7 protein-coding genes are annotated in these 7,192 nt (G+C 63.0%); 6 read left to right on the forward strand and 1 reads right to left on the reverse strand.

Features of this window, described 5'->3' with window-relative positions; all coding sequences use genetic code 11:
* Nucleotides 1–2 precede the first annotated feature (2 nt).
* The 6 genes from OOZ51_RS16350 (at nt 3) to OOZ51_RS16375 (ending at nt 6,262) form a co-directional block, all read left to right on the forward strand.
* On the forward strand, nt 3–1,358 hold the full coding sequence (locus tag OOZ51_RS16350) for an ABC transporter substrate-binding protein (RefSeq protein WP_265980825.1): 1,356 nt from the start codon (nt 3–5) through the stop codon (nt 1,356–1,358).
* A gap of 12 nt (nt 1,359–1,370) precedes the next feature.
* Nucleotides 1,371–2,366, forward strand: a complete 996-nt coding sequence (locus OOZ51_RS16355; protein WP_265980826.1) for a carbohydrate ABC transporter permease — start codon at nt 1,371–1,373, stop codon at nt 2,364–2,366.
* An 83-nt stretch (nt 2,367–2,449) separates the two neighbouring features.
* Nucleotides 2,450–3,283, forward strand: a complete 834-nt coding sequence (locus OOZ51_RS16360; protein WP_416346399.1) for a carbohydrate ABC transporter permease — start codon at nt 2,450–2,452, stop codon at nt 3,281–3,283.
* A gap of 2 nt (nt 3,284–3,285) precedes the next feature.
* Nucleotides 3,286–4,131, forward strand: coding sequence for a sugar phosphate isomerase/epimerase family protein (locus OOZ51_RS16365; protein WP_265980828.1), 846 nt, complete (start codon nt 3,286–3,288; stop codon nt 4,129–4,131).
* Nucleotides 4,128–5,354: a Gfo/Idh/MocA family protein gene (locus tag OOZ51_RS16370; protein WP_265980829.1), complete on the forward strand. Its 1,227-nt coding sequence runs from the start codon at nt 4,128–4,130 to the stop codon at nt 5,352–5,354. Before OOZ51_RS16365 ends, OOZ51_RS16370 begins: the two co-directional genes overlap by 4 nt.
* Nucleotides 5,351–6,262: a sugar phosphate isomerase/epimerase family protein gene (locus OOZ51_RS16375; RefSeq protein ID WP_265980830.1), complete on the forward strand. Its 912-nt coding sequence runs from the start codon at nt 5,351–5,353 to the stop codon at nt 6,260–6,262. The genes OOZ51_RS16370 and OOZ51_RS16375 overlap by 4 nt, the downstream gene beginning before the upstream one ends.
* 84 nt (nt 6,263–6,346) lie before the next feature.
* On the opposite strand, the gene OOZ51_RS16380 is transcribed toward OOZ51_RS16375, so the two are convergent.
* Nucleotides 6,347–6,988: an NADPH-dependent F420 reductase gene (locus OOZ51_RS16380; protein WP_265980831.1), complete on the reverse strand. Its 642-nt coding sequence runs from the start codon at nt 6,986–6,988 to the stop codon at nt 6,347–6,349.
* Nucleotides 6,989–7,192 lie beyond the last annotated feature (204 nt).

Here is a 7,192-nt window from a genome sequence, read left to right on the forward strand (position 1 = left end):
CAATGAAGTTTGCATCGTCCGCCAAATTTGCCGCCGTTGCCCTAACAGCAGCCCTAGCTTTGACCGCCTGCGGAGGCGGGAACAGCAGCTCCGGGGGCAGTGCTGGCCCCGTTGACGGCAAGGGGAAGAAGCTAAGCGTCCTGACAGGTGTCAACGCCCAGTACTCTGCTCAACAAAAGCAGTGGTTCACCGACATTGCCGCCAAGTTCAAGGCCCAGACCGGTGCCGACGTCGAGTTCGAAACGTTCGCTTCCGCCAACGATGAACTGACCCGCATCCAGACATCCGTCGTCTCCGGGCAGGGTCCCGATGTGTACAGCCTCGGTACCACTTTCACCCCCACTGCGTACGCGACCAAGGCCTTCGTGACCCTCTCCGACGACGACTGGAAGAAGTTGGGCGGCAAGGACAAGTTCAACCAGGCAGCCCTGGGCATCTCGGGCCCCGACGCCCAGCACCAGGCGGGCATTCCCTTTGTCAGCCGGCCGTTCGTGATGGCCTACAACAAGGACATCCTGGCCGCGGCGGGGATCGACAAGCCCGCGTCCAGCTGGGATGAGCTCGCAGCACAGGCCAAGAAGATGACCAACCCGACCACCGGCACGTTTGGCCTGGCCACCGGGTACAAGGACAACTTTGACCCCTGGAAGTTCATCTGGGCCATGTCCGTGCAGGCAGGCAACCCGCTGGTGGACGGGAAGACGCTGAAGCTTGACGATCCGACCGTGAAGAAGGCCTATGACACCTACTTTGGTTGGCTTACCAAGGACAAGGTAGTTGACCCGGCTTCCATTGGGTGGAGCAACAGCAACGCCGTTGCCGCTTTTGCCTCAGGCAAGGCTGGCTACTTGCTGATGACGACGTCGAGCTCCCTCCCGACGCTCGAGAAGTCCGCTGTTGCAGGTAAGTATGCCTACGCAACAATGCCGACGACAGCACCCGGCCAGACGTCTCCGCAGGGGGACGCCGCGAACGCGGCCAGCATCCTGTCCGGTGACAACGTGGTTGTTGCCGACTACTCGAAGCAAAAGGACCTGGCCTTCGCTTACATCAACCTCATCACGTCCAAGGATGAGCAGTTGAATTTCCAGAAGATCTTCGGAGATCTGCCGGCCAACGCCGAGGCGCTGAAGTCGCTAGACAACCCGGCACTGAAACCGGTTGCCGACACCGCTGCAAAGTCCAAGGCCACGCCGTTCACCGGCGCTTGGGGCGACATCCAGCTGGCTCTCCTCAACGTGGTGGTCCAGTCGATCCCCGATCTCTCCAAGGGTTCCGTGGACGATTCGAGCCTGCAGGCCCGCCTCAAGGACGCACAAACCAAGGGCCAGGCCTCACTTGACCGGGCTTCGAAGTAAGTAGGAACTGACATGTCCACCGATTCATTGACTGCGGGCAAGGCATCGCGCCGCAAATCGTCCCATGCTGCCAAGCCGGGCCCGCAGTCGCCTGAAAACGCGCCGCGGCGCCGCAAGGGGCTGAGCGAGCGCAATCGCCCCTTGTGGATGCTGATTCCCGGCGGCCTGCTGATGGTGATCATCATCGTAGTGCCGCTCCTGCTGGGCATCTTCATGTCGGGGCTGGACCTGGACCAGTATTCGCTGCGCAAGTGGGTCAGCGCTCCATTCATCGGAGTGCAGAACTTCGTCGAAGCACTGACCGCATCACCTTTGCTGCACGCCATCTGGCTCAGCGTCAGCTACTCGCTGCTCGCCATGGTGGTCACTATCCCGCTGGGTATCGCCGGCGCCGTCGCGACCCAGAACGCATTCAAGGGCCGCGCGGTGATCCGTTCCATCTTCCTGATCCCTTATGTCCTGCCGTCCTTCGTGGTGGCCACGGTGTGGCGGACCATGTTCCAGCCGGGCAGCGTCATCGACTCGGCGTTGCATTCCGTGGGTATCGACCCCGGACTCTGGCTCAACGGGCCGCAGTCATTCTGGACCTTGATCCTGGTCCAGATCTGGGCATCGTGGCCGTTCGTCTACTTGCTGGCATTGTCCGGACTGCAGTCCGTGGACCATGAGGTCCACGAGGCTTCGGCCCTGGACGGTGCACTGTGGTGGAACAAGCTCCGCTATGTGGTCTTCCCCTACCTGAAGGGCCCGCTCGCCTTGGCGTTCCTGATCGGCATGCTGCACCACATCAACAACTTCACCTTGCCGTTCGTCCTCTTCGGGGTGCCCGCCCCGTCCGACGTCGAGCTCCTCCCGATCCTCACCTACGTCACCAGCTTCCAGAGCTTCAGGTTCGGGCTCAGCGCGGCCATGGCGTTCATTTCGCTGATCCTGATCGCGATCCCCTTGTTCGTCTATCTGCGGGCCGTCAAACTCGACGACTCCGAAACCCCCGGAGGCAAGAAGTGAGCACCGCAACTACCGCCGTCGGACGCCGTTCAGGCGAAGACTTCCGCCCGGGCTCCAAACGTCAGCACGAAGTCACCCGGCTCATGCCAGGACCCATGCTTGCCATCATCCTGACCCTGCTGTGTGCCCTGGTGCTCATTCCGGTGGCCTACATCTTCCTGGCATCCGTCAACTCGGACATCGGCGTGGCCCGTGGCGAGTTCCTCCCGTCCACGTTCTCCTTCGAGAACTACACCAAGATCTGGACGAGCGTTGGACTGGCCACCGGCCTGGCCAACAGCGTGCTCGTTGCCGGTTCCACCGCCGTGGTCTCCGCGCTGATGTCGATCGCCACCGCGTACGTCCTGGTCCGCTACCAGTTCCGCGGCCGCCTGACGATCCTTCGTGGGCTCCTGGCACTTCAATCAGTGCCTGGTACCCTCATGGTGCTTCCGGTATTCGTGCTGTTCTCGTCGGCCGCCAGCTACCTTGGCATCCAGGTGATCGGTACCCAGTGGGGCCTGTTCGTGACCTACCTGACGTTCGCAATGCCGTTCTCCACCTGGGTGATGGTCACCTATCTGCGCGGCCTGCCGCGCGAACTCGAAGAAGCTGCAAGGATCGACGGCGCCAGTAACCTCGGCGTGCTGGTCCGGATCATCCTCCCGCTGAGCTGGCCCGGCGTCGTTGTTTCCGGTATTTTCGCGTTCCTGCTCGGCTGGAACGACGTCCTGTTCGCCTCAGTCATGACGCGGCCCGAAAGCCAGACGGCCGCCGTCGCGCTCCAGGTCTTCGGTGCCTCGCAAGAAGGCGGCGCGATTCCCTTCTACGGCCAGATGATGGCGGCTTCCCTCGTGTGTGCTGCCCCGGTGGTCATCCTGTACCTGATTTTCCAGCGTTACCTAGTGGGCGGCCTGACCGCCGGAGGAGTCAAGTAGTTATGAGCACGCCAGCTGTTGAATGGGAGCTCTCGGGCTTCGGTGACGAGATCGACGACGACCCCAAGATCCAGATTGCCGTGATGCAGGCACTGGGAGCCAACCACATTGAAGTCCGCAGTGCCTGGGGCACCAACATCGTGGATCTGGACAACGCGCAGCTTGGTGAATTGAAGTCCTTGTTGGATGCCGCGGACATGAAGGTTTCCGCGATCGCCTCGCCGATCGGGAAGGTGGACGTTTCCCTTCCCGTGGAACACGAGGTGGAACGCCTCCGCAGGGCTGTCAACGCCGCACAAGTCCTGGGATCCCGCTACATCCGGATCTTCTCCTTCTTCTACGGCGAGGACGTGGCGGTTGAGAGCATCCGGGATGACGTTATCGAACGCATGCGTGCCCTCGCGGAAGTGGCTGAAGAGTCCGGCGTCGTCCTGTTGCACGAAAACGAGAAGGACATCTTCGGTGACATCCCGGAGCGGATCCTGGACATCATCGAATCCGTGGATTCGCCGGCACTGAAACTCGCTTGGGATGCGGCCAACTTCGTCCAGGTGGGCGTCAAGCCCTTCGACGAGGGCTACGCCAAGCTGCGTCCGCACCTTGAATACCTGCAGGTCAAGGACGCGCTGTTTTCGAACGCCACGGTGGTCCCGGCCGGCGAGGGCGACGGCGATGTCCTCCGCACCGTGGAGGCACTGAAGGCCGACGGCTACACCGGCTTCGCCAGCCTCGAACCGCACTTGGCCGGTGCCCACGGATTGGGCGGTTTCTCCGGCCCGACGGCGTTTGGCATCGCCGCGAGGGCATTCGCGAAGGTTCTCAATGAAGCAGGAGTGGAAACTAAGTGACTGAGGAAAACTTGAGCCCCAGCGGCAGCGGCGCATCTGGCGCGGAGATCCGGGCCGCAATCGTGGGATGCGGAGTCATCGGCCGCACGCACGCGGCTGCGATCCGGGAGTTTCCGGAGGTCGTCATCACGGCACTTGTGGATGAGATTGCAGAGGCTTCCGAGGCGCTCGCCGCTAAGATCGAAGACCAGGGTGCCCCGAAGCCGGCGGTTTTCCTGACGCTGGCCGAGGCGATCGCCGCTGCCCCCGTGGACTTGGTCATCGTCGCGACGCCCAGCGGGCTCCACATCCAGCAAGCGCTGGAAGCGCTCGACGCCGGCAAGCACGTCGTGATCGAAAAACCCCTTGACGTCGACTTGAGCCGGGCGGACGAAATCCTGGTCGCGGCCAAGGCTGCCGAGGCCAAGGGGTTGGTCGCCACTGTGATCAGCCAGCACCGCTTCGATCCGGCCAGCCGGGTGGTGGACGAGGCCCGCCGTGCCGGACGCTTCGGCACGCTGACTTCCGCCGTCGCTTCGGTCAGCTGGTGGCGGAGCCAGGGCTATTACGATTCCGGCGCCTGGCGCGGAACCTGGGCCATGGACGGCGGTGGAGCCATCATGAACCAAGGCGTCCACACGGTGGATCTGCTCTTGTGGTTCCTTGGCCGGCCCGTCGAGATCAGCGCTAAAACTGCGCTGCTGGCACACGAAGGCGTTGAGGTAGAGGACACCGCTGTAGCCACCCTGACGTTTGAGTCAGGCGCCCTTGCCGTACTGCACGCCACGACGGCGGCGTACCCGGGCCTGACAGTTCGCTTGCAGGTCATGGGAAGCAAGGGTTCCGCGGTGATCGACAACGACGATCTCGCGTATTTCCACGCCTCCGACGCAGCTGATCCAGCGGAAAGCAGCGCCATGGGCATCCTCGGCGGCGGGAACCAGGCCGCCGTCGAACTCGCCAAATACCCGGACGACAAAGTGGAAGCACTGGACCCAACCGTCTACCCGGCTGGACATGTCCGCCAGTACCGCGACATCGTTGCAGCGATCCGCGCAGGCCGCCCCGCAGGGGTTACCGTCCAGGACGCCGTGACAGCATTGGCCACGGTGCGTGCTCTGTATGTCTCTTCCACCCTGGGCCAGCCCGTGCTGATCGCCGATGTCATTGCTGGAAAGTACAACAGCGTGGAGGTCCGCACCGGCAACGCCGGCGCTGACCACCGGCAGGGGGTTTCGGCATGAAGTTTTCCGTGTTCACCGCCTCCACGCCCGAATGGTCCCCGCAGGAAGCCGCAACGAAGCTTGCTGCCCAGGGATGGGACGGCATCGAATGGCGGGTTACCGATCAGGCGGAGGCAGCGGAACCAGGCTTCTGGGCGGGGAACCGTGCCACTTGGCCCATGACGGGTTTGGAGGACTCGATCCCTGAGATTGCCCGGCTCACCGCGGCGTCGGGGCTCGAATTCTCCGGTCTCGGCGGCTACGCCCGCTGCGATAACCACGACGACGTCGATCGTGTCCTCGCTGCCACTGCTACTTTGGGTGCCAAGCAAGTCCGCGTGAACGTTTTGCCGCTGGGCAACTCCAACATGGGTGGCCAGGAACCCACCGGCCTGTCCTACCCGGAGCTCTTCCAAGCTACGCGGGAACACTACGAGTGGGTTGCCGACCGCGCTGCACACTACGGTGTCAAGGCGCTCGTGGAACTGCACCATGGAACGGTGACGGCCTCGGCCTCGTCGGCCCGGCGATTGCTGGAAGGGCTGGATCCCCAGCATGTTGGCGTCATCCATGACCTTGGCAACTTGCTGATCGAGGGCTGGGAATCACCGCTGCCTGCACTCCAGCTCCTTGGCCCCTACTTGGCACATGTCCACGTGAAGAACGCCCGCTGGGTACGCACCGACTCGAAGGACGAATCCGGCGCGGCTGTGTGGGTCAACGAATGGGCTCCCTTGGCCGAGGGGCAGGGAAGCGTCCTTGGCTACTTCCGGGCACTCGCAGAGGTTGGATACGACTCCTGGGTCACCCTGGAGGACTTTTCCACCGAGCTTCCTTTGGAGGAACGGACGGCGTCGAACTTGGCGTATGTCCGCAAGGCGGCCGCGTTGGCTGGATTCGCCGTCGTCGATCCCGCTCCGGCACCCTGACGGATCCGCTCCCTTCGAAGCTAAAATACATAGCAGCCGCTTGCCTTTCGGAGGCAAGCGGCTGCTATGTTGTTTGGAGCTGCCTCAGATGGTGCGTGTTGCCTTGGCCAGGTTGTCCTTGAGTTCGGCCGCGTTCTGCCGAATCACGTAGGCCGGGCGGTCACGCTCCGCGCGCCAGCTCTCGTCAAGCATCCCGATATTCACGGTGTCGAAGCCGAACTCGTCGTAGAGCTTCGCCACGAGTTCGGCGGCCTCGGGGTAGTCGCTCGCGGTGGCCAGCGCGCGCCGGTTCTCGGTGCCCGCCGGGGTGCCGTCGGCGGTGATCTCCTTCGCCATGATGTGGTTGAAGCCTTTGGCCACCTTGGACGTGGGCAGGTGCTTTTGCAGCAGCCCGGACGTGGTGGCCTCGCCCGTGTCCAGCTCCGGGATGCGGCCGTCCCGCTCCCAGTAGTAATTGTTCGTGTCGATCACAATCTTGCCCTCGAGGGGCTTCACGGGAATGTCATGGTAGCTCCTGAGGGGCACGGTGACGACGGCGAAATCGCCCTCCGCTGCTGCCTCGGCCGGTGTTGCGGCCCGGGCATGCGCGCCGAGCTCTGCCACCAGTTCCGCGAGGGTCTCCGGCCCCCGCGAGTTGCTGATCACTACGTCATACCCAAGCTCTACCGCTTTGCGGGCGACCTGGCTGCCAATGTGTCCTGCACCGATGATTCCGATTGTTGTCATATTTTCGCCAACACCGCCCCCGGCCAGGATATTTCGAAGGTTACGGCGGGTGACGCTGACCCAAGCAGCGCGCTGGGGACGCGGGATCTACTTCGCGTCACCTAAAGAGCCTCACGACACCCGAATTCGGAATTTATCAAGCTGTCTGTGACAGTTCGTTGGTTTGGGTTGGTTGATTGATCCAGGCTTCCGGGGGTGGGCCGG

Origin of the sequence: Arthrobacter rhizophilus (assembly GCF_026241105.1) — a bacterium.
GTDB lineage: Bacteria > Actinomycetota > Actinomycetes > Actinomycetales > Micrococcaceae > Arthrobacter.

What these genes read in the sequence shown, in the direction of transcription:
- OOZ51_RS16350 (WP_265980825.1), top strand. Translation starts at nt 3, where the DNA reads ATGAAGTTTGCATCGTCCGCCAAATTTGCCGCCGTTGCCCTAACAGCA.
- OOZ51_RS16355 (WP_265980826.1), top strand. Translation starts at nt 1,371, where the DNA reads ATGTCCACCGATTCATTGACTGCGGGCAAGGCATCGCGCCGCAAATCG.
- OOZ51_RS16360 (WP_416346399.1), top strand. Translation starts at nt 2,450, where the DNA reads ATGCCAGGACCCATGCTTGCCATCATCCTGACCCTGCTGTGTGCCCTG.
- OOZ51_RS16365 (WP_265980828.1), top strand. Translation starts at nt 3,286, where the DNA reads ATGAGCACGCCAGCTGTTGAATGGGAGCTCTCGGGCTTCGGTGACGAG.
- OOZ51_RS16375 (WP_265980830.1), top strand. Translation starts at nt 5,351, where the DNA reads ATGAAGTTTTCCGTGTTCACCGCCTCCACGCCCGAATGGTCCCCGCAG.
- OOZ51_RS16380 (WP_265980831.1), bottom strand. Translation starts at nt 6,988, where the DNA reads ATGACAACAATCGGAATCATCGGTGCAGGACACATTGGCAGCCAGGTC.